Annotated in this window: 26 protein-coding genes; 23 read left to right on the top strand and 3 right to left on the bottom strand. The window is 35.2% G+C overall.

Annotated features, from left to right (window positions below; translation table 11 throughout):
- The first annotated feature begins 74 nt into the window (after nt 1-74).
- The 23 genes from KGI96_RS04975 to KGI96_RS04865 all read left to right on the top strand — a co-directional run bounded on the left by KGI96_RS04975 (nt 75) and on the right by KGI96_RS04865 (nt 18,940).
- Nucleotides 75-329: a Gp49 family protein gene (locus KGI96_RS04975; protein WP_211597932.1), complete on the top strand. Its 255-nt coding sequence runs from the start codon at nt 75-77 to the stop codon at nt 327-329.
- Nucleotides 330-399: 70 nt separating this feature from the next.
- Nucleotides 400-1,329, top strand: coding sequence for a phage protease (locus KGI96_RS04970; protein ID WP_211597931.1), 930 nt, complete (start codon nt 400-402; stop codon nt 1,327-1,329).
- A 2-nt stretch (nt 1,330-1,331) separates the two neighbouring features.
- The gene (locus tag KGI96_RS04965) at nt 1,332-2,237 is read left to right on the top strand and encodes a Mu-like prophage major head subunit gpT family protein (RefSeq protein WP_213156572.1); all 906 of its coding nucleotides are present in this window, start codon (nt 1,332-1,334) and stop codon (nt 2,235-2,237) included.
- Nucleotides 2,238-2,244: 7 nt separating this feature from the next.
- The gene (locus tag KGI96_RS04960) at nt 2,245-2,700 is read left to right on the top strand and encodes a gp436 family protein (protein WP_211597929.1); all 456 of its coding nucleotides are present in this window, start codon (nt 2,245-2,247) and stop codon (nt 2,698-2,700) included.
- Between the two features lie 121 nt (nt 2,701-2,821).
- Entirely contained in the window at nt 2,822-3,250 is a 429-nt protein-coding gene (locus KGI96_RS04955; RefSeq protein WP_211597928.1) for a phage virion morphogenesis protein, read from the top strand.
- A complete protein-coding gene (locus tag KGI96_RS04950; RefSeq protein WP_211597927.1) occupies nt 3,247-3,690 on the top strand; it encodes a phage tail terminator protein in 444 nt (147 codons plus the stop codon). Before KGI96_RS04955 ends, KGI96_RS04950 begins: the two co-directional genes overlap by 4 nt.
- Before the next feature lie 23 nt (nt 3,691-3,713).
- On the top strand, nt 3,714-4,664 hold the full coding sequence (locus tag KGI96_RS04945) for a hypothetical protein (protein ID WP_211597926.1): 951 nt from the start codon (nt 3,714-3,716) through the stop codon (nt 4,662-4,664).
- Nucleotides 4,665-4,681: 17 nt separating this feature from the next.
- Nucleotides 4,682-5,056, top strand: coding sequence for a hypothetical protein (locus tag KGI96_RS04940; protein WP_211597925.1), 375 nt, complete (start codon nt 4,682-4,684; stop codon nt 5,054-5,056).
- A gap of 215 nt (nt 5,057-5,271) precedes the next feature.
- The gene (locus tag KGI96_RS04935; protein ID WP_211597924.1) at nt 5,272-5,409 is read left to right on the top strand and encodes a hypothetical protein; all 138 of its coding nucleotides are present in this window, start codon (nt 5,272-5,274) and stop codon (nt 5,407-5,409) included.
- A gap of 252 nt (nt 5,410-5,661) precedes the next feature.
- Nucleotides 5,662-8,370 (top strand): phage tail tape measure protein, encoded by a 2,709-nt coding sequence (locus KGI96_RS04930; RefSeq protein ID WP_211597923.1) that lies wholly within the window; start codon nt 5,662-5,664, stop codon nt 8,368-8,370.
- Nucleotides 8,371-8,439: 69 nt separating this feature from the next.
- Nucleotides 8,440-8,793: a hypothetical protein gene (locus KGI96_RS04925; protein WP_211597922.1), complete on the top strand. Its 354-nt coding sequence runs from the start codon at nt 8,440-8,442 to the stop codon at nt 8,791-8,793.
- A gap of 78 nt (nt 8,794-8,871) precedes the next feature.
- A complete protein-coding gene (locus KGI96_RS04920; RefSeq protein WP_211597921.1) occupies nt 8,872-9,204 on the top strand; it encodes a phage tail protein in 333 nt (110 codons plus the stop codon).
- A complete protein-coding gene (locus tag KGI96_RS04915) occupies nt 9,177-9,767 on the top strand; it encodes a phage minor tail protein L (RefSeq protein WP_211597920.1) in 591 nt (196 codons plus the stop codon). Before KGI96_RS04920 ends, KGI96_RS04915 begins: the two co-directional genes overlap by 28 nt.
- 1 nt (nt 9,768) lies before the next feature.
- Complete coding sequence (locus tag KGI96_RS04910) at nt 9,769-10,500, top strand: C40 family peptidase (protein WP_211597919.1); 732 nt, start codon at nt 9,769-9,771, stop codon at nt 10,498-10,500.
- The gene (locus KGI96_RS04905; protein WP_211597918.1) at nt 10,488-11,090 is read left to right on the top strand and encodes a tail assembly protein; all 603 of its coding nucleotides are present in this window, start codon (nt 10,488-10,490) and stop codon (nt 11,088-11,090) included. The genes KGI96_RS04910 and KGI96_RS04905 overlap by 13 nt, the downstream gene beginning before the upstream one ends.
- Nucleotides 11,090-13,003, top strand: coding sequence for a TipJ family phage tail tip protein (locus KGI96_RS04900; RefSeq protein WP_211597917.1), 1,914 nt, complete (start codon nt 11,090-11,092; stop codon nt 13,001-13,003). The genes KGI96_RS04905 and KGI96_RS04900 overlap by 1 nt, the downstream gene beginning before the upstream one ends.
- Before the next feature lie 48 nt (nt 13,004-13,051).
- The gene (locus KGI96_RS04895; RefSeq protein WP_213156571.1) at nt 13,052-14,158 is read left to right on the top strand and encodes an ISAs1 family transposase; all 1,107 of its coding nucleotides are present in this window, start codon (nt 13,052-13,054) and stop codon (nt 14,156-14,158) included.
- Between the two features lie 105 nt (nt 14,159-14,263).
- Nucleotides 14,264-16,348 carry a phage tail tip fiber protein gene (locus KGI96_RS04890; RefSeq protein WP_229577239.1) on the top strand — a complete coding sequence of 695 codons (2,085 nt, stop codon included), beginning with the start codon at nt 14,264-14,266 and terminating at the stop codon, nt 16,346-16,348.
- A gap of 34 nt (nt 16,349-16,382) precedes the next feature.
- Nucleotides 16,383-16,550, top strand: coding sequence for a hypothetical protein (locus tag KGI96_RS04885; protein WP_211599445.1), 168 nt, complete (start codon nt 16,383-16,385; stop codon nt 16,548-16,550).
- A gap of 25 nt (nt 16,551-16,575) precedes the next feature.
- Nucleotides 16,576-16,950: a hypothetical protein gene (locus tag KGI96_RS04880; RefSeq protein WP_211599444.1), complete on the top strand. Its 375-nt coding sequence runs from the start codon at nt 16,576-16,578 to the stop codon at nt 16,948-16,950.
- 203 nt (nt 16,951-17,153) lie between these two features.
- Nucleotides 17,154-17,273: a Com family DNA-binding transcriptional regulator gene (locus KGI96_RS11245; protein ID WP_211599443.1), complete on the top strand. Its 120-nt coding sequence runs from the start codon at nt 17,154-17,156 to the stop codon at nt 17,271-17,273.
- Nucleotides 17,274-17,334: 61 nt separating this feature from the next.
- Nucleotides 17,335-18,177 (top strand): hypothetical protein, encoded by an 843-nt coding sequence (locus tag KGI96_RS04870; protein WP_211599442.1) that lies wholly within the window; start codon nt 17,335-17,337, stop codon nt 18,175-18,177.
- 10 nt (nt 18,178-18,187) lie between these two features.
- Complete coding sequence (locus tag KGI96_RS04865) at nt 18,188-18,940, top strand: DNA cytosine methyltransferase (RefSeq protein WP_211599441.1); 753 nt, start codon at nt 18,188-18,190, stop codon at nt 18,938-18,940.
- Here KGI96_RS04865 and KGI96_RS04860 read toward each other — a convergent pair.
- From KGI96_RS04860 to KGI96_RS04850, 3 genes are all read right to left on the bottom strand, one after another.
- A complete protein-coding gene (locus tag KGI96_RS04860; protein ID WP_229577237.1) occupies nt 18,937-19,950 on the bottom strand; it encodes an IS30 family transposase in 1,014 nt (337 codons plus the stop codon). The genes KGI96_RS04865 and KGI96_RS04860 overlap by 4 nt on opposite strands.
- Before the next feature lie 440 nt (nt 19,951-20,390).
- A complete protein-coding gene (locus tag KGI96_RS11240; RefSeq protein ID WP_211599299.1) occupies nt 20,391-20,648 on the bottom strand; it encodes a DUF805 domain-containing protein in 258 nt (85 codons plus the stop codon).
- Between the two features lies 1 nt (nt 20,649).
- Nucleotides 20,650-21,006: a DsrE/DsrF/TusD sulfur relay family protein gene (locus tag KGI96_RS04850; protein WP_211599300.1), complete on the bottom strand. Its 357-nt coding sequence runs from the start codon at nt 21,004-21,006 to the stop codon at nt 20,650-20,652.
- Between the last annotated feature and the right edge of the window lie 509 nt (nt 21,007-21,515).

Raw genomic sequence — 21,515 nt, 5'->3', positions numbered from 1 at the left:
TTCCATTAGGAAACCATTAGCGACTTAATAAATATTAAATCAAAATTATTTTTTAATCAATAGGAGAAAACAAAATGAAAAATTATCTTACAAAAGAGTACCTAGAGAGCCTTGTTGTTAAAACGGAATATCATCGTTTAACACAAAGTTTAACCGTCTGTGTATTAACTTTAAAAAATGGCTTTGAAGTATTAGGGCAATCTGCTGTTGCAGATCCTAATAATTATAATCAAGAAATCGGAGAGAACATTGCTTATGAAGATGCCTTTGGTAAAATCTGGCAATTAGAAGGCTATTTTCTAAAAACAAAGATAAGCAAAAATCAATAAAGCACTTTAATATCATTTCTTTTTAATACCCTTTAAACTCTGTTTAAGTCAATATTAAACAGGGTTTAAAATGAAAAAACAAACTTCTGCATTATGCCACGAACTGCCTACATTTAAGGTTCAAGAAACCGAAGGCGATTTGTGGCTTCCTTTAATTCCTATCGGACAAGTTACAGGTCGTGATGGACGAACTTGGAATAACCACAATCCTGAACTTGTCATTGAGCGAACCAAATTACCTTTTATTTTAGATATTGATCATCAAAGCGAACTTTCTACAAACACTGCTGCAAGCGGTTGGATTGTAGAGCTTGCGATTGAGGGTAACCATATCAAAGGGCGTTTAGAACTCAATGATTTAGGTAAGACAGCCATTGAGAATAAACATTATAAATTTTATTCGCCTGCGTTTTTATATGACACAGCGGGCAATATTACCAAATTAGTCAGCGTTGGGCTGACCAATAAACCAAACCTTGATGTCCCTGCGTTAAATCATACGCAAGATAATTTAGAAAACCCAAAGGAGCAAAATGTGAAACAAATCGCAGAAAAACTAGGGCTTAATGCAACTGCAAATACCGATGAAATTTGCACCGCTATTAACGCCCTGCAAACCAAAGCAAGCCAGGCACCTGATTTAAACTCGTTTGTGCCTAAGGCAACTTATGACCAAACCGAAATGGCATTAAATGCTGCTAACGCCAAACTTGCTCAAATTGAAAAGGATAAGCATAACGCAGCGGTTGAATTAGCCTTAAATTCTGCAATCAAAGCGAAGAAAATCGCCCCAGCAGATAAGGATTACTATCAAGCTCAATGTGCAACGGAAGACGGTTTAAAGGCGTTTAACGCATTTATTGAGAAAAAAGCCCCGTTAATCGGTGATGTAGCGTTACCTGATAATCCACCGCAAAGTGATAGTGTGGCGTTAAATAGTGAACAGAAAAAAATATTAAGCCAACTTGGTTTAACTGAAAAAGACTTACAAGGAGAATAAAAATGGCGATTATTGACAATGCAAATTTAAAAGTATTAAACACCAGTTTTAATAAAATTTTTAATGATGCCCTTAAAAGTGTTGAGCCTGAATATCAGAAAGTGGCAACGGTTGTAACCTCAAACACGGCGAGCAACACCTATGGCTGGTTAGGCGAAATGCCAGAATTAACCGAATGGGTGGGTGAACGTGATATTAAAAACTTTAAAACATACGATTACAACATTCCAAATAAACTGTTCGAGTCAAGTATTGGCGTTGCTCGTGTGCATATCGAAGATGATAATTTGGGGCAATATAATATGCGTTTTACTTCCCTCGCAAGACGTGCTGCCCAGCACCCTGATAAATTAGTGTTTGATTTTCTAAAAAATGGCGATAAGAACAACTGTTATGACGGTAAAAAATTCTTTGCAACAAACCACCCTGTTTTTGCTAAACACGATGGTACAGGGGCGAAAACCGATGTAGCGAATATGGTGGCTGGCGAACAAGCCGCTTGGTTCTTGCTTGATACTTCACAACCACTAAAACCGCTGATTTTTCAACAACGACAAGCCATTGAATTAACCGCAATGACAAAACTTGATGATGAGTCTGTGTTTATGAAAGACGAATTCCGTTACGGTGTGCGAGCAAGACATAATGCAGGTTACGGTTTCTGGCAAATGGCTTATATGAGCAAGCAGGAATTAACCCCTGAAAACTTTAATGCGGCGGTTTCAGCAATGATGAGCCAAACTGCTGACGGTGGTCGTCCACTAAATATTAAACCTACTTTGCTTGTTGTACCACCTTCACTGCGAGCGAAAGCCTTAGAAATTGTGAAAGCGGAACGCTTGGCAAATGGGGAAACCAATATTAATAAAGATTTGGTTGATGTGTTAGTAACCCAAGAAGTGATGTAGGTTAAGAATGGCTTACGCAACCATTACTGATTTAATTAACCGTCTTGGCAACAAGGCGGTAGTTGAACTCACTAATCCCAATATGCGAGCTGATGCCATTAATGATTTAGTGGCTGATGCGGCATTAGCGGACGGTCAAGCGTTGGTGGATAGCTATATCGGTCAGCGTGTTACTTTACCGATTGAAACCGTGCCTCATTTTGTGAAAACACTTTCTTTAGATTTAGCTATTTACTACTTGCAAACAAAAGTGGGTAATAGCAACAGCAAAGAAAGTGCTGCTCAAAAACTCTATGATGATGCAATTAAGCACCTAGAACGCTTCGCAAAAGGTGAAACAAGTCTAGGTTTAAACATCATCAAACAGGAAAATGAGCCAAAGCAACAAGTGGTTAAAAATACGGCTGAAATTACCAGTGAACCAAGACGATGTAATCGTCAAACATTAGGGCGTTTAACTTAATCAGTAGAAAACACGAAAAACGCCGTATAAGGCGAGATGATTAAAAAATCACTCAATTATACGGCTAAATTTTTTTAAACGTTTTATAAGCGATTTAAACGCAATTTAAACGGGGTTGTAGATGTCAGTTTCCATTACATTAGACGGAAATGTTAAACAAGTCTTAAAAAAGCTCGTACAAAAAAGCGAAAATTTACAACCGCTTTTTGCAGGAATTGGCGATACGTTGATTGCAAGTACCAAAGAACGACTTGATACAACTAAACGAAGCCCTGAAGGAAAATCTTGGGAACAACTTAGTCCTGAGTACGCTGCTTTTAAAAATAGAGTTAAACCTAATGTGGGCTTATTGCGTTTTAATGATGATTTAATGAGTTCAATCATTCGTAATGTTAGCCCATCAGAATTGAAAATTGGTACAAATATGGAATACGCAAGACGTATGCAATTTGGTGGTGGGGGTGTAAAGGCTCGTCCATTTTTGGGTATTAGTACTGATGATAATAAGGAAATTAAAAAACTTGTAATCACTTATTATGAGGAAAGATGATGACAATAAGACAGCAAATTGCAGAGCGAATAAAAGAAGTTGATGATAAAAGTAGTCATCCTCTTTTTATTATTGTTTCAGATAGTGCTGAGCTTGATGATTGTTTAAATCATCGAACTATTACTGAAGGGTGCTTCGTAATTAAATTGGAAACCACTGCAAAAAGTCACAGTGATTTCTATCAACGTATTACAGAACGCTATCAAATTGTCACACTTTGCCAAAATCTAACAGATAGCAATGGGCAAGCGGTCGGTGAATTGGCGGAACGGATGCAAAAACGTGTATTAAAAGCAATTTCAGGTTTTTGCCCTAAATACGATGAAACAGAAACTGACCCTCTACAATTTGTATCAGGGCGTTTAATTGATTTAAGTGATGGATTGCATATTTGGGCTGATGTTTATGAACTTCAATATACGCAAGCCATTCATCAATAATTTAAACTAAACAGGAGTAAATAATGGCAAATGTAGCATTAACTCGTAAATTTAAGAAAAAATTACTGCTTTTAGGAATGGGTGATTTAACAGGTCAAATTGCCCAGCTTAAAGCAGTGGAAACCAAAGATGTAGAAATTGGTTTCGAAGGTGATAGCGAAGAACAAGAAACTGATGGTGTTTCTTGGGGAGCGAATAAAAAACACCGTACCTCTGATAAGGTAAAAATCACAGGTAAAATCGCTTTTGCTGGAAGTGGTACAGCAGGTGTTCCCCCTGCTTATCGTGAACTATTTTTAATGAGCGGACACAGTGAAACCGTTAAAAATACAGGCGAAGCGAATGAGAAGAAAGTAACTTATACACCAATTACTGAAAATATTCAAAAAGGTACAGTGGCATTCTTGCTTGATGGCGAATTTCATATCGGAAAAGAAGCACAAGCAGAAATTAAACTAACCGCTAACAGTGGCGAAATTGGTTACTGGGATTTCGAAATCTCAATGGTGGGAGGCACAATTCCAACCACACAACCATCAGGGTTGAGAACTTTAGTTGAAGGCTATCAAACACCAAAAGCGATTAATTTTGCCAATACACCAAAATTCCAAATCGGTGGGCGTGATTATCCGATGAAAGGATTTGAATATACCACAGGCAATGAAATTACCGCTCTTGATTTAGTTAATCATCAATCTGCAATGATTTCTGACCGTAAACCGATGGTTAAAGTGGTAGTGGGGGCACCTGCTCTTTCTGAAATTAACCTTTATCAAAAAGCGTGGGACGGTGTGGAAATGCCTCTTGTTTTAGAACACGGCACAAAAGCAGGTGAAAAAATTAGCCTAAATTTTCCAAATGTTTCCCTTGATATTCCAAAAGCAACAGATATTGACGGTGCATTAGGCTATGAAATTGAATGTACCGCAATGCAAAAAGGCAATACTGCCCCATATACCATTATTTTTAGTTAATAAATAGGAGAATTAAAATGTTTAATATTGATAAATTACAAGATACTTATACGTGGAAAGTTGAAGTTAAAATCCCAAATAACGGTACATTTGAAAAAATTGCAGTTCGAGTGAAATACAACCGTTTACCACATAATGAAAAAATAAGTTTAATTGAGCAAATGGAAAGTACCAGTAAACTTGAATTAACCCAAATTCCTGCTGCTGAAAATGATGTATTTGACCGCATTTTTGCAGGTTGGGAAAAGGGACAAATTAAAGATAATAATGGTGAGGTGGAAGATACACCTGAAAATCGTGCGAAATTATTGAATATTACCGAGTTTCGTATTGCTTTATTACAAGGTTTTATGCAATCAATGGGTGGTGACTTGGGAAAGATAAACTCTTAATCAAACTGGGCGAGCATTATGCTCGCCTAACCCTTGCTTATCAACAATATAAAAATGACCAACAAGCTCAAGATGAAGCCTTTGCTGAATTTGGTGTTGAAAAGGAAAAGGAGCCATTTAATTTTGAAACCTTAATTATTTGGCGAGAGCATCAAGCGGTCGTTTTTTTATTTGAATTTGCCGCTTTTAAATTTAATGATTATTCAGGGGTGATAATGGGAGTGGATTGGCAAGCAGTGGATATTTTACTAAAAAATGAAAAGGTAAAAGTTACATCGCAACAGTTTAGAGATTGGAGAATTGCATTAGGTGGGTATATTCAAATAATGAATGAACATATTGTTAATAACTAATGATTAAAAACGTATCTTTAATAGCATAAATAAATAGCCCTAGACCTAACAGTAAAGCAATCCCTCCTAAAATATTAAATAACCAAAGAGTGCTAAATGTAACAATAATAAACCATGCTAGCACTTTTACAAAAATCATCACAATACTATCAGGCAGATATGATTTTGATAGTACAAGTAAAGAAAATCCAATAAAAATAAGTAATAACATTGCGATAAAAAGATTAATCAAATAAGAAAAAGGATAGCACTATGGCTCAAGATATGCAACTTACTTTAAGACTTAATGCTGACGGAACGGCAATGATCACTGGAATAAAAAAAGCAGGGAAAGCAGTTGATGATTTAGGAGAAAGAGCTAATAAAAATGCAGGGAAAACTCGTAAAGGATTAACCTCTATCTCTCAACAACTTGCAAGGGCTAAAAGTCAATTAATTGGTTTTTTTGCTGCTTCTAAAATTGCACAATTTGGGAAAGAACTTATAGATACAGCCGATAGTGTAAAACAAATGAATGCTAGATTACTTACAGCAACAGGTAGTCAAGAAGCATATAAACAAGCTATTTCTGCTTCTACTCGTATTGCAAAAGAAGCTCGTGCAGATTACCAAAGTACTGTTAATTTATTCTCACGTTTAACTACTGCTGCAGACCAATATGATATTGCTCAAAATAAAATAGCAAAAACCACTGAAGCTGTAACTTATGGTTTAAAACTCTATGGTGCAAGCAGTGCGGAAGTTACCTCTGTCCAAACTCAGCTTTCACAAGCAATGGCTTCAGGTGTTTTAGCTGGGGACGAATTTAAATCAATGGCTGAAGCAAGCCCACGCTTAATGCAAGCATTGGCAGATGGGATGGGGGTTGCTCGTGGCGAATTAAAACAAATGGCAGCAGATGGTAAGCTAACAACCGAAGTTGTTGTAAATGCCTTAGCAGGACAAGCGGATAGATTAAAAACAGAATTTGCAAAAATGCCCATTACAGTAGGAGAAGCATGGGGACAAGTTAAAAATAAATTTGTACAGGGGCTTGGTGAATTTGATAAGACTAATGGTGCAACTGAAACATTAGCTAAAGGTTTAATGTTTGTTGCTGAAAACTTAGGAACTCTGACTAAATCTCTAGCAATAGCAACTGTAGCAAGTGCTACTTTTTATGCAACTCAAAAAGGAGGTATATTAGCAACCAGTGCAAGTTCAATAATAAATTTCTCACGTGGACTTTTCTCTTTTTCAGGTGCTGTTCGTTTAGCAACAACAGCGACCAAAGGATTTAATTTTGCTATTGCCGCAAACCCTATCGGTTTAATTATAACAGGATTAACTACAGCAATTAGCTATTTATATCTATTTCGTAATGAGATTCATCCCGTAGAAGGAAGTATTGCAAACTTAAGTGACTATGTCGTTGTTGCATTCCATTTAATTGATAATGCTATTTCAAGTGTTTTTCCCTCTTTTGAAGAATTAACAGGGTTTGTAAACGCCTTAAATGAACCTTTTAATAATAGTTTAAATGCTATTTTAAGTGTATTTAAAACATTTTTAAATAATGTTAAAACATTTATCAATAAATTTATTGGTTTTTGGGCTGGTAGTTTTAAGGCTATCATTGCTATCTATGATAATTTTCCAAATGCTTTATCAGGTATTATTACTGATGCAGTAAATTGGGCGTTAGAAGGAATTAATGATCTTATTAAGGGTTCAGCAGAGTTATTAAATAAATTGCCAGGTGTTGAAATTGATATAAAGGGAATTGGATTTGAGAAATTAGAAAATAATGCTCAATCTGCGGCTCAATCGGTTTATGACGCTTTTAATCAAGGAATGGATACTGATTATATAGGTAGTGCTGCAGATTTTATGATGGAAAAAATTACTGCAGTTGGTCAAGAGTGGAAAAAACTTGCTGAAATTGAGCATCAAAAAAATACAGAGAAATCAGAGCAAGGTGCAGAAAATTCAACATTAAAAGCATTAACTCAACAAGCAAATACAACAAAATCTGCATTAAAATCAGTAAAAGAACAATTAACCGCCATTGCAAATTTTAAACAAAATCAGACCGCTTCATTAGAAGATTATGCGTTTGAAACTTCATTGATTGGTTTACAAGCCCAAGAAGTTGAAAAATTACGTTATGAGTATGATTTATGGAAACAAGCACAACAAGCAATGCAGGGATTATCTGAGCAAAACGCTCAAGCAATCAGAAATGAAGTTATTGCATTAAAAGAAAAGCGTGCTGAACTTGTCGCAGAGCGTAATATCGCGCAACAAAAACACGATAATGATTGGGCTGGTGGAATGAAAGCAGGGCTTCAAGAAGTGACTGGAAGTGCAGGAACTGCATTTAGTGTGATGAAAGATGCATCTAAAAATGCGATAGGTTCAATGGCTGACGGTTTAGCGAATTTTGTTACAACAGGAAAAGCGAATTTTAAAGACTTAACTCGTTCTATTTTAGCTGACATTTCAAAAATGCTGATTAAGTTTGCTATCTTACAAGCATTCAAAGCTGGAATGAGTGCTTTAGGATTTTCTAAAGGTGGGGCTTTTGATAGTGGTGGGCAATTTTTTGCGAATGGTGGTGCATTTAATCAAGGTGTTCAATTTTATGCAAAAGGTGATATTTTTAACCGTCCTACGGCATTTAGTCACGCAGGAGGTTTAGGCGTACTAGGTGAAGCTGGACCTGAAGCGATTATGCCTTTAACTCGTGGAGCAAATGGCAAATTGGGGGTACAAGTTTATGGAGGCAATAAAGCGAACAATACCGCAGGGCAAATTAACAATATTGAAATTAGTGTCAATGTAAACGGACAAGAAACTCAAAGCAGTTCACAAAGTCAAGCAGCAGAAGGTAAACGACTTGCAGAAAGTCTGGAATTTGCTATTAAATCTGTATTACAAAAAGAAATGCGAGCAGGAGGTATGTTAAGTGTTGCAAGATAATCATTTATTTTAAAACTTCTTAATATATAATAAGATTTTTCTTAAATAATAATATCAGAGGGAGGGACTATGAAGAAAATATTATTATTAGTGATAGTAGTAAGTTTATTAGGTTGTGCATCTGTATCTATGGAAAAAAGATTGAAAGAAGAGCCAGCTTTTACTTTTAATACAAATTCAAGTATCGATGAAACAGTTAATTGCCTTAAAACACAATGGGGAACATCTATTCCTTTCTCTTTGGTTGATACTAAAAAAGGGAAAATGATATTTAATGGTGATCCTGACTCTGTAGGACACATTATTGAAATAATTTCTAATCAAAATAACACAACAACGGTCAAAGCCATTATTGTTTCACCTTGGGCAATAATGCAAAAAAACTTAATGAACAGACTGAAAAAATGTGAAGCTATGCTATAAATTCAATAAAGCACCTTAATATCAAAAATCAACCCTACTGAGTAAAATTATTCAGTAGGTTTTTTTATGGGAGTTGAAATGAAAACATTTGAGTTTGATGTGGCAATAGGAAGCAGTTCAACGGCAGATTATCCTGTAAAAACAGTGAAATTTGGTGAAGGTTACGAACAGCGACAACCTCAAAGTCTTGCCCCTATTTTAGAAAAATGGTCAGTTTCAGCAACAGGAACCAAAAAGCATATTGATAAAATCAAAGCATTCCTAGATGAACATGCAGGCTATAAAGCCTTTTTATGGCGAGTTACTCCTGATGAATCTTATAAAAAATATAAAGCAAAAGGCTATCGTCGTATGCCAAAAGGTGGCGGCGTTTGGGAATTACAATGGGAAATGGAAGAGGTACTGGCGTGAAACAATTATCTGAAAATCAGATTAAAGAGTTCCCAAAACTGGAACAATCTGCAATGGTTGAACTTTTTACCCTTGATTTATCTGCTTTTGGTGGTGAAGTTTATAACCTTTGTAATCAGCTTAACGAAAAGGGACAACCGATTATTTTTGCGGGTATTTCTTACACTCCCTACCCTATTGATGCATCTGGTTTTGCAACCAATTCACAAGGGGCTTCAACTCGTCCAACATTAAGTGTTTCAAATATGTATGGATTAGTCACTGCTCTTGTTGACGGTAATGGGGTTGTTGGGGCAAAAGTTACACGTCAGCAAGTTTATGCACGTCACTTAGATGCAATTAACTTTATTAATGGAAATGAACACGCTGATAGTAATGCGGTAGCTCCAAGTTTTTATGTAGTGGAAACCATAAAATCATTGAATAAAAACTTAGCCACTTTTGAACTAGCGATTCCATCAGAGTCAGATGGGGTAAAAATGCCTCGTCGTATCATTATTTCAAATACTAGTCCAAGTGCCTATAAAGGTTCAACAGGGGTGCTTGCTTATCGTGAGGATTAAAATGGATAAATTAACGCAACAAATTTTAACGCATTGTCAGAAAGAATATCCAAATGAAGCTTGTGGTTTTGTGATTGGGGATAAATTTTATCCTTGTAAAAATGTCGCAGATAATCCCCAAGAAACCTTTGTGATTGCTGAAAAAGAGTGGCGACCAGAGATTGAAGTTGTGGTGCATTCACATCCTAACAACGAACCTTTTTTAAGTGGTGCAGATAGAATCTCACAAGCTAGAAGTGGTTTAGAATGGTGGTTGATTTGCAAAAATCAGCTAAAAAAATACCGCTATGCACCTTTGTTAAGAGGACGTGAGTTTAAGTATGGCAAAACGGATTGTTGCTCCATTATTGAAGATGTATTTATGTTGATGGGTATTTTTGACACACAATTCCCACGAACTAACGAACAAGATGATATAAAAAATCAAGCTATTCTGCACTATTTAGAGCAAGCAGGATTTGAACAAGTATCAACACAAAGTCAAGGCTTAACTCTTGCTCAAGCAGGCGATGTGATTTTAACAAGTATTCAAGGTGTGGCAAATCACGCTAGTTTTTATTTAGGTAATGAAAAAATCTTACACCACCCAATGTTTGGTCTTTCTCGTGTTGAAAAACTAGGGGGAATTTTTCATAAAGCCATTCATTCGATTTGGCGACACCCTGATTTTAAACCTGAAATGATGACAGCTGTGTTTAACGATTTAGAGGCAAGTGATTTATGGCAACAGTAATGTTTTATGGCGATTTACGTGAAAAATTTGGTACCAAATTTAAGCTTGATGTAGAGAGTGCAGGTGAAGCTGTTCGAGCATTAACAAATCAAATAAAAGGTTTACGACAACATTTACAAAATGGTGGCTATTATATTCGAGTCGCTAAAAAAAGCGTGGAAGAAAACGCCATTAAAAAGGACTTTAAACAGTGTTTAAACCACAATGATGTTATTCATATTGTGCCTGAAATTTCAGGGGCAGGTAAATTCGGGCAAATCATTGTTGGAGCAGCATTGATTGTTGCGGCTTTTTATACTGGTGGGGCAAGTATGGGACTTTGGGGTACTATGTCCACAGGGTTATTTACTGCGGGTGTAGGTATGCTTCTAGGTGGCGTAACTCAAATGTTAATGAAACCACCTAAAATGGATATGAATAGTCAATCCGCTGAAATGTCTAAATCATCAGCGTTTGGAAATTTAGGTAACCGTGCCGCCGAAGGCGGTTGTGTGCCTATTATTTATGGGCGTGTTCGTGTGGGTTCTAAGGTTATTTCACAGTCGCTAGAAAGTTATAGCATAGTAAAAGATATTGAGGAGAATAAATAATGGGTTCAGGTGGCGGTGGTGGTAGTGCTCATACTCCCTATGAGGCACCCAATACATTACAATCAGCACAACGCTTAAAAGTTGTCGATATTTTATGTGAAGGACCGATAAAATCAGATGTTTCTTTAAAAAATATTCTGCTTGATGGTACACCTATTCAAAATGATGATGGCTCGTATAACTTTCAAGGTGTGGACGTTTCTTATCTTGCAGGACATCATACCCAAAGCACTTTAAAAGGTTTTGAACAAGTATCAAAAGTAATAAGCGTAGGAGCAGAAGTTAAACATAGCACTCCTATTACTCGTTCAGTTACTGATCCTCTTGTTGATAGTGTGCGAGTAGTTCTTACATTAGGCTCTCTTCTAAATATGAAAGATAATGGTGATCGTGTGGGGGGAACTGTTGAACTTTTGGTTACAGCTGGAAATAGACGTTACCCAGTTACGATTACAGGAAAAACCACATCATCTTATAATCAAGATGTATTAATTACTGACTTACCTGAAGTTCCTTTTAATATCACCGTTGAGCGTATTACTCTTGATGCAACTACACAAAATACCAGCGACAAAACATATTGGAATGTCTATGTAGAAAATACTGACACTAAATTCACTTACCCAGATACTGTGGTTGTTGGGCTTTCTATCGATTCTGCTCAATTTGGGGGTAAAGTCCCTACTCGTACCTATTTGACAGATTGGCAAATGGTACAAATTCCTGCGAATTATGATCCAAAAACAAGGAAATATGATGGAATTTGGGACGGTACATTTAAGTATGATTGGACAGATAACCCAGCTTGGTTAATGTATGATTTAATTACGAATAAGCGTTATGGTTTAGGCGAACGTGTAGGAAATGCGTGCGATAAATGGTCGCTTTATGAAATAGCTAAATATTGTGATCAAATTGTGCCAGACGGTTTTGGTGGTCACGAGCCTCGTTTTACTTGTAATGTGTGCATTGATGACCAACGTGATGCCTATGCTCTACTTGATGACTTAGCGAGCTGTTTTCGTGGTATTCCTATCTGGGACGGTACACAAGTTACTTTTGCAATTGATAGCAAAAAAGATCCAGTTGCTCTTTTTTCTAATTCTAATGTGGTTGATGGCACATTTGAATATGCAAGTTCAGAGTTAAAAACAATTTATACTGCGGCTCACGTGCAATATGTTGATAAAGAAAATGGCTATAAAAAAACCACTGAATATGTCGCCGATGACGAAGCAATAGCTCGTTATGGCTTAAATGTAAAACAATTTACTGCTTTCGGTTGTACATCTCGTGGACAAGCGGCACGAGCTGGAAAGTGGATGATTGAAACATCAATTCGTGAGCGTCAGTCTGTTAGTTTTAAAACAGGTATGCAGGGTTTTTGTTTGTTGCCGTGGGATATTATTCAAATAGCAGATGCAGACTACGCAGGTGAGCAAATTCACGGACGTATTGAAAATATTGAAGATACTCTTGTTACTATCGACCGAGAATTAGCACAAAATAGCGTTGGGGCAAGTTTTCATTATTATACTCAAGACGGAATGCAACACCGCACTATTGAGCAAATTAACGGCAAGGTTTTAACATTAAATGAATCCCCAGAGGGTGCTGAACAACTTGCTGTTTTTGGTGTTGCTAAAGAGCAACTTAAACCACGATTGTTTAGGGTCATTGGGATTAAAGAAGATGAGGGCGTGTTTAGTGTAAGTGCAATACAGCACGACCCTAATAAGGAAGCCATTGTTGATAATGGAATGACCTTCACTCATCATTCACAAGCAACTAAACATACCCCTGTTTTATATGCCACGACCATCAATAAAACAGGCGATGATTTAGTGGTGGCGTGGCAAGGAATGAATGCTACCGCTTATTCTATTAACAGGGCAAGATCGCACTTTTCTTAAAAATATGATCTAATAGCACCTATTATTCAATAACAAATAGGTGTAAAAATGAATATATTATCAGCTTTTAAAGATTTGGAAGACCCTCGCAAAGATATAAACAAAAAACATGACTTCTTAGATGTTATTTTTCTTGTCGTAAGTGCGGTAATATCAGGTGCAGAAGGATGGAGTGAAATTCATCAGTTTGGTAAATTGAATATAAAATGGTTACGAAAATACCGAGATTTTGAAAATGGTATTCCTGTTGATGATACGATTGCTCGTATTGTAAGACGGATAAATCCTGAGAAATTAAATTATATTTTTATTAATTTTATCAATGAGATACGAAAATCACAAGGCAAAGAGTGTATTGCAATAGATGGTAAAAAATTAAAAAACAGTTCACATTTAGAGCCTCATAATGCGCTACATAGTATTACGGCTTGGAGCTGTTCAAGAGGATTAATTTTAGCTCAAAATAAGTCCAAAGGTAAGAAAAATGAGAATGAAAGCATTCTAGAAATGATAGATATTTTAGAGCTAAATCAAGCCGTCATTACGGTAGATGCGATGAATACGCAAAAGAAAATAGCAAAGAAAATCATAGAAAAGAAGAGCGATTATGTGATGCCATTGAAAAATAATCATAAGAAATTTAGAAATGAAATAGAAAGTTATTTTCATAAAGTAGTGCGAGAAAAATCAATAAAAATAGATGAGTTTCAAGAGGTTAACTGTGAAAGAAGTCGAATAGATCAACGGTATTATTCAAAATTACCAATAAGTGATTGGCTTTTGGAATCTCAAGGTTGGACAGGAATTAAAAGCCTTATTCAAGTTCATAGGATAAGAGAAGACAAAGGCAAGAAAAGTGAAGAAAAAGTATTTTATATCAGTAGCTTAGATGTTCCTTGCGAAGACTTTGCGAAATATATTAGGGGTCATTGGGAAGTTGAAAATAAAGCGCATTGGGTGCTTGATGTTGTTTTTAAAGAAGATGATAGTACGATTTATTTGGGGGATGGCGTTGAAAATATGGCAATAATTAGGCGTTTAGGGCTTAATTTAGCACGACTACATCCAGCTAAAAATAGTATGAAAAGCAAGCTGAAATCAGCTGGCTGGTCTGATGAAATGAGGTCTGAGCTTATTTTTGGTGTGTGTGATTAATTTATAGACAAAGTACGCGGTTGCCCTGATTCTATTAAGCTATATCGCAATAATAAACTTTATAAAGAATTTACCCAAGAAAATCCACAAATTACTTTTAAGAATTTGCCAAATGGTACTTATCGAAGTGAAATTAGAGCAAAAAACAGTAATGGGCAAATATCAGAACCAACAATTAAAGAATGGGAAATTGATTATAATATTCAAGGTTTAATCGCAAGTCCTGAATTATTTGCTATCCGTTTAGATTGGACAAATCCAAGCCTGATAATGAATAAAGCAAATGTGGAAATTTGGCACAGTAAAACTAAGAATAGAAAAGTAGCTAAACTTATCGCTACTTTACCCTTGCCAACACATTCTTTTGTTCAAAATGGCATTAAATTAAGCGAAACACATCATTTTTGGTTACGCATTAAAGATAGCTTAGGAAATACAGGTGATTTTGCATATATCAATGGTGAGTGTTCAAGTGATACTTCGGCAATTATTGAGAGTATTCACGGACAAATTACAAAAACTGAATTAGCTCAATCGTTGATTGATAGTTTGCAAAATGACATTGATGATGGAGTTGCAAAAAGTAATAGAAATCTAACCGCTAAAATTACGAATGAAGCAACCAAGAGACAACAGGCTTTACTTGTTCAAGCTAGAACGTTAGGAACAAAAATCACTAATGTTGAAACTGCGACAAATGAGCAATCACAACAACTAGCACGATTGACTGCAGTTAAAAATAATCTTGTTACTGGATTAGAGCAAGAACGCCAAGCACGTATTAACGGCGATAACGCAGAAGCACAAGCGAGACAGACCTTAATTAGTCAAGTCAATACTAATAAAGCGAGTATTAATACGCTTTCGCAAACTGTTGTTAATAATCAACAGTCGAATGCAAGTCAATTAACGACACTAACTGCTAAAGTTGATGAGGCACCTGCTGAAAATCTAGCTCAAGGAACTTTTACATTTGATACATCAGGAAATTTTAAACCGAATTACGCAGGATTTGGAATAAAAACGAATGAATTATTCAAGGGTGGGGTTGTGTATGAGACAACTCGAAATTGGCAAGGTTTCTTTTTTAACATAGAACAGACCTCGCGGCCTGTTGTTGTGTCTTTTTATGCAAAGCCGATTCAAGGGACGTGTAGGTTTTGCACTGTATCAGGCAATAGAGCGGTTAAGCATTATTCGAGTACAGGTTTAATTAAGGGTGAATGGAAAAGGTATTTTATCAGCTTTCCGAAAGGTACGGCATTCAACAATACAAAACGGCAAGGTATTGTTGAGTTCGTGTACGGGAGATGTCGTTATGCTTTAGTTAAAGTCGAGTATGGTGAAACCCCATCAAAATTTGATACAAATGCAGAAAAGCTCTCTTCAACTTACACAATTAAAACCCAAGCCATCGCAGGCAACCGTAAAGCAATAGCAGGAATAACACTTGGTTCTAGTATAGATGGTCAAGAAGCAGAAAGCTCCGTTATTTTAATGGCAGATAAAGTCGGCGTAGTATCGAGTGCCAATGATGGAACAGTTAAAAATCTGTTTTCTATAGTGTCAGGGAAAGTGGCTGTAAATGGAGATTTAATTGCTGATGGGACGATAATGGGTAAACATATAAAGGCGAATCAGACCATCACAGCACCAAATATTCGAGGTGGTTCACTTAATGTGAATAATCGCTTTATTGTTGATAATCAGGGGAATTTAACAGCAAAGAATGGCACGTTTCGTGGAAGAATTGAAGGTTCAACAATTACAGGGGGGACAATAAGAGGTGGAACAATTGAGGGGGCTACAGGAACATTTAGCGGTAATGTTTATGCAAAAAATTTAATTGATGATGTCGCAAAAGTTTATACGTGGGAACGACATAATCAAACAATTACCATACCACCATTTGCAAAAAATAGAGTTTTAATTATTCCCGGCTCTAATATTAAATTTTGGGCTCATGGTGCGTCTGGTTCGGGAGGTTCTTTTTACATTAATGCAGTATTAAAAAGTAATAGAGGGGATTCTATTAGTGATCAAGATTCAATCCATACAGGAGAGAATACAATTTTACATTTATCAGGGGCTATACCTATACCACGAAATACATCATTACAGGTTACGTTACATATTCCAACAACACGTTGTAATTTTAAAGCTCGTGTTGTAGGCATAGCCATTTGTTAATCTATTAATTTCTTTTAAAAATAAGGAGAAAACTATGAAAAAAGTACTTTTAGTATTTATGTTAGCAACAGTCTTAACTGCTTGTTCAACAAACAAAAACACAAAACTGGATTATACAACTAAACCTGTTTTCTGTTATCAACTCGAACCAGCAGAGCAAATGCCAAGTAAAAATTGCATTGGTTCTGGTGGACATAATTAAATCTAAACTAAAACAAGGAGTCATTATGACAAAATATATTAAAAAAACTATTGAGGATAGCACAACAGGTGCTGAGGTTAATTACCATGAAGTCACTTACATTGGTGTTGATTTAGCAAACAATTTAACTACCGCAACGGTAACCAGTTATTTCTCGCTAAAAGCCAAACAAAAAGGCAAACACCCAATCGGCGAACCGAAACAGTTTACGATTGAAAACAAACCACCAAAAGGCGTAGAGCTGGAAAACTGGCTTTATGAAAACTTAACGCAAGCAATCCCAGAAGGCTACCAACCAACACCTGAAAATGAGCAGTATATAGGTTATGTTGATCCGTATATGTTTACTGGGGGGATTATTAAAGATAGTGAGGAAAAAACAAAAGCTAAAAATAATTAAAGGGCTTTAATATAAAACTTTAATTTAAAAGAGTAGGATTACTTTTAATAAAAGCAAGCGACTAGCGGTTGCTCGAACAACCGCTAGACCCGCAAAGTGTCTAACCCACTATTACGGCAAGGCTTACTCTCCCCGTACGGAGATCGAGAAGTCTAGCTGATTATTTTTTTGAAGTAAATGATTAAATAATCGTAAGGTGGATTATGCAAAAAACAAAAGAATTTTGTTGTCTACATTGTAATAAATTACTTGCAATGGCGAAGCACATACAATTGTTACAAATTAAGTGTTCTCGATGTAAGACAGTAAATAATTTTAACTAATAAAAACGTTTGCGAGTACCTGAACATCTAGAGTGTCTGAGTACCATAAATAGGTAACTTTATGAAAAGCAAACATTATTTTAAACAAGCCCCGCTACCTTTTACAGGGCAAAAAAGAATGTTTTTAAAACATTTTGAAAAAATATTAAATGACAATATAAAAGGTGATGGTAAAGACTGGACTATTATCGATGTATTTGGTGGTAGTGGATTACTCAGTCATACTGCTAAGTATTTAAAACCGCAAGCGAAGGTAATTTATAACGATTTTGATGGATATTCAGATAGATTAAAACACATCAATGAGACTAATCAGCTTCGCAAACAAATCTATGATATTGTCAAAGACACACCCAAAAATAAGCGGTTAAATTCATCTCTAAAATTGCAAGCTATTCAAATAATAAACAATTTTAAAGGATATAAAGACTTAAACTGCATTGCTTCGTGGTTATTATTTAGTGGGCAACAAGTTAGTAATTTTGATGAATTGTACTCAAAAACATTTTGGAACTGCGTTAGACAAAGTGACTATCCAAATGCAAATGGGTATTTAGATGGTATTGAAGTCATTCGAGAGAGTTTTCACACGTTAATTCCGAAATTTAAAAATCAAGAAAAAGTACTGCTATTGTTAGATCCTCCTTACTTATGCACTAATCAAAAATCTTACAGGCAGGATACTTACTTTGATTTGATTGATTTTTTAAGGTTAATCAATTTAACAAAACCACCATACATTTTTTTTAGTTCTACTAAGTCAGAATTTATTCGATTTATTGATTATATTATTGAAAGTAAGTTTGATAATTATGAGAGCTTTAAGCATTCAAAACGCATCAAAGTACAAACTACAGCAAGCTATACAATTCAGTATGAAGATAATTTAGTTTATAAGTTTTAAGGGGGGAATTGTGGCAAAAAAGAGAATAATAATTTGGGCGTTGTTTGATAGTGGTAACGGTTGTTATTTAAAGGCAGCTAAGTGTTTTTCAAATATTAAAATATATTCAATTGGAATTGATATTGAAAATAAAAATAATCATTTTATTAAACTTAATTTAGCAGATTATTCTAGATTATTTGGAACAAATAAATTATTTAAGAAACTTGATAGATTGCAAAAACCAGACGTTATAATAGCAAGCCCTCCCTGTGAAAGCTTTAGTGTTGCAAGTGCGATGTGGGGAGGTAATGCAAGCTGGAAACAAGAAGATAAAAAAGGATCTCGCTTTGTTATTCGAAATAGAAGTGATTACGAAATTCCGAAGGTGTCAAGGGTGCATTTTCGCTATGAAAAATCATTTTTGAATCGAATTAATGGTGAGCTATGTATATTTAATACTATTGAGATTATTAAACGTTATCAACCACCAATTTATATTATTGAAAATCCTTATTCCAGCAGGATTTGGGACTATATTGAAAAAGTCCTAGGGTTTTACATAGAATATAATAATCCGACATATTATGGCAACTATAACTATTCAGTTAAGAAACCCACTAAGTTTAAGAGTAACATCCCACTTAAACTTAAGTATGAGAATTATTATTCAGGAGTACAATTCAGTAATGTGTTAAAAACTTATAACGCACGCTCTAATATTCCTCTTAATTTAATTAGAGACATTTATAGGGAAATAATTAAGTTTTTTGAGTTGGTTTAAATGAGGTTTAAAGATTGTTTAAAACGGTAAAAATGCGAAATTTTAGTATTAAATATTTTTCGCAGTTTTACTGTTCGCAGTTTCGTAGTTTTGCCGACGTGCAACACTAATACTTTTCTTGGTCTATTGTTTAAATTATCTTCAATAGCTTTAATCTCATCATCAGTTACTTTATCTAAAGTGGCTGATTTTGGTAAAAATTGCCGAATAAGCCCATTCGTATTTTCATTTGTTCCACGCTCCCAAGAGTGATATGGTTTTGCAAAATAAATCGTTGTCTTTAATGACTTTGCAATCTCTTCGTGTTGTGCAAACTCTTTACCATTATCAAAGGTAATACTTAATGGATTTTCACCTAAAAGCATTTCAATACAAGCTTCTTTAACTCGTTCAGCCTTACGGTTAGGTAAACATTTTATTTTAGTTTCTCGACTTACCCTATCAACCAAGGTAACTAGCACTCCACGATGATGTTTACCTACAACGGTATCACCTTCATAATCCCCTAAGCGTTCTCTATTATCAACAGAAGCAGGACGTTCTGTAATATCAATTCTATTTGCTATTTGACCACGTCTATCTTGATTAGCGTAACCTCGTTTTCTGTAGGTTTTCTGACAACGTAGGTGCTGATACAGCTTTCCTCCTGCTTGTTTATCCGCATAAATATATTGATAGATTCTTTCGTGACTAGGCACATTAGTCCACCCAAGAAAACGTAGTCTCCCTGTAATTTGTTCAGGAGAGTATTTCCTTGATAATAACTCCTCTATATATGCCCAGCCAAAATCACTAATTGTTTGAGCATTATTTGCTTTTCTAGAGACAGCGAGGTTATTTGCTTGTTTAGGGCGGTAACCTCGTTGTCCAGTATTACGTTTTAGTTCACGGTATATCGTTGCTTTGTGAACGCCAATGATTCGAGAAATTTCACTTTTTGAGATTCCTGTTTTCATTAGAGCAGAAATTTGATATCTTTGTTCTTGTGTAAGATGTTTGTAGTGTTTCATAACGTTTTGATATGTGGTAGTTGAAAATCGAAGTGCAACACTGCACATCTTACATTTCAATTACTATTTTTCAAACGTTGCACTTCGTTTTTGAATCTAAGTCGCTAAAAATAAAGGGTATTTTTAGTTATTCCATAGGGGAGTAAAGAACAAAGCGGTATGATGTGAATATAAATTTGTAAATTTTTGATAAAATCATACCGCTTATTTATTTTCAGTGTATCTAGGGCTGTCTTCCCATTTATTTGGCGATTTTTGGCTACCTTTAAAATAAAGAAAAAGACTGAAAATAAAAGTGATAAATGCAATAAAAAGGAATATTCCCATAAGAAAACCGTTTTTTCATCGTAATTATCTGTACCGTAATATCTATCAAGTTCTATAATTTTTGACAAATAAAGTAAGAAGCTACCGAAAAATGGTATTGCTACCGCAGAAAGCTACCAGCCAGATTTTCCTAAATCGTGTAGTCTTCGTACAATAAGGCTGACACTCGGAAAAATAATGATAAAACTAAATAGTCTGAGAATAAAATAGACGAGATGAATATTTGTTATTCGTGCCACTTGTAAAAGTAACATAAATATTAAACCACTAATTAGACTAAACCAGCATAACTCAGTTCGTGTGGCTCGTCTTTTATAATTTAAGGTATTTTTTAACGAGTGTAAATAATGGTTTATTATCGTCTTAAACATTTTAAAAAGTGAGAACCTTGTCGCTGTCAATTACCCAATCAGCTAAAGCATCCATTGTCGATTTTTCAGCCCCTTCAAAATAAGGTTGGTTTTTATAGATACCACAACGAGACATACAAGAGCCACATACTTTTACTGGAACACCTTTGGAAATTAAGTTTTTAAGCATTTGAGATAAATCTTGATCGTAACCTTGTGGGAGAGTGCAGCTGTCACGAGCCATATCCACCGCATCATTCATTAGAAAAATACGTACTTCTACATCTTTATTGGTTAAAGTGTCAGCCAAACGTAACCCATTCCAAGTTACATCAGTGCTATCATAAGGTTCACGGTTAAAGATAATTAATGTTTTCATTTTTCCTCTCTTTGGTTATCAGATAAGAATAATTTGCAGTTCAATTTAACACGTTAAATATTAAAATGTAAAGCGGTATGATCTTGTTAGAAATTTGCAAATTTTGATTTTTATCTTACCGCTATCCTGATAAATTGTTTTATTAAGGTACTGATTTTTAAGTATATTTGTAGAGGGTGTGCTAGATATTTAATTTGTAATTTTTTCATTAATGTAATCGCTACATATTGTAAATAAAGATATTAATGAATACAGTAAATGAAATGTTTTTCACAAATTTTGTACTCAATAAATATTATAACATATTGATTTTTATACATTTAGAGAAGTAGTATGCTACGCCACTATGCTAAATAGAAGTAAAGATTTTAGGTTATAATCAGTCTAATTTATTTTAATAAACTCCAATTGTTTTGTATATTATATCAAAACAAAGCGGTACGATCTTTTCAAAAATTTGTAAATTTTGAATATGATCGTACCGCTTAATCAGTTTAGGTTTAAACTTT

It is taken from the genome of Phocoenobacter atlanticus subsp. cyclopteri (assembly GCF_018343795.1).
Lineage (GTDB): Bacteria > Pseudomonadota > Gammaproteobacteria > Enterobacterales > Pasteurellaceae > Phocoenobacter > Phocoenobacter atlanticus.
The sequence above is the reverse complement of the archived record's forward strand: the minus strand, read 5'-3'. Positions and strand labels throughout refer to the sequence as shown.